This is a genomic window from Vibrio sp. 1402, from assembly GCF_033340275.1.
This window is the reverse complement of sequence record NZ_JAWOWE010000158.1, coordinates 1-830: the sequence shown is the minus strand read 5'-3', so window position 1 is coordinate 830 and position 830 is coordinate 1. Positions and strand designations below refer to the sequence as shown.

Here is an 830-nt window from a genome sequence, read left to right as displayed (position 1 = left end):
TTAGGCGCGGTAATCGTAGCGCAGTTACTTGGCGGGCAACCGATTTACAGCCAGTTGCTACATCGTACGCTTAAAAATGACAAGCTACGTCAACAAGATCTCCCTGAAAATCAGGCCTCCTAGGCAACTTAAAGCACTCCGGCTCCAAACCTACTTGTAAGTATCACGAATGTTTGGAGCCTGCATTTCTATAATTTTGCAACGGTTCGAAAATATTCGATACCAAACTGACAAAATTCTCATTCTCTGATATTTACCCATCATGTTTAGGCGTCATCGCCTGTTAAACTTGTTAATATTCGCGCCATAAAATAGAGCAATTGTTCCACTCAAATCCGCCCATTACAGGCCAAAATGAGTCAACAATTGCGTAAAACATGCGTTGAAAATTCGCGTTTCGCAATGCAAGGCAGCAGCAGGCTAAGATGAAGAGAATCAACGATCTGATTCCACGCCGTTCGCGATTTTCACACGCAAAGCAGCCAAAGATAATTTGGTTTTAAACATCACTTTTCGTTTCATTCGGGCAAAATCAATTCGGAGTAGATTTGAACTGGAAAAGACTTGTGCAGTTTTATAGTGTCCCGCCTTCTCAAGCGGCGCTGGCACTGGGTATGATCGGGCTTGGCCAAGCGTGGGCGCTCTATGTTCCCGATATTGGTACGCCAATTCGTCCTTTTCTGGCTTCATTTGGCGCGTTATTGCTCGCTCCCGTTCTGATTAAGTACGCCACCAATCCTCGCCTATTTATGGCGGATATTAAGCACCCGTTAAGTGGTAGTTTAATGGCACCAATGAGTATGGCATTATTGATCCTGACCGATTATCTC

At 44.6% G+C, this 830-nt stretch carries 1 pseudogene; it reads left to right on the top strand.

Going from position 1 to position 830, the window contains the following annotated elements:
• Nucleotides 1-566: 566 nt before the first annotated feature.
• Nucleotides 567-830, top strand: a pseudogene (locus tag R7044_RS24790) (tellurium resistance protein); the annotation flags it as partial.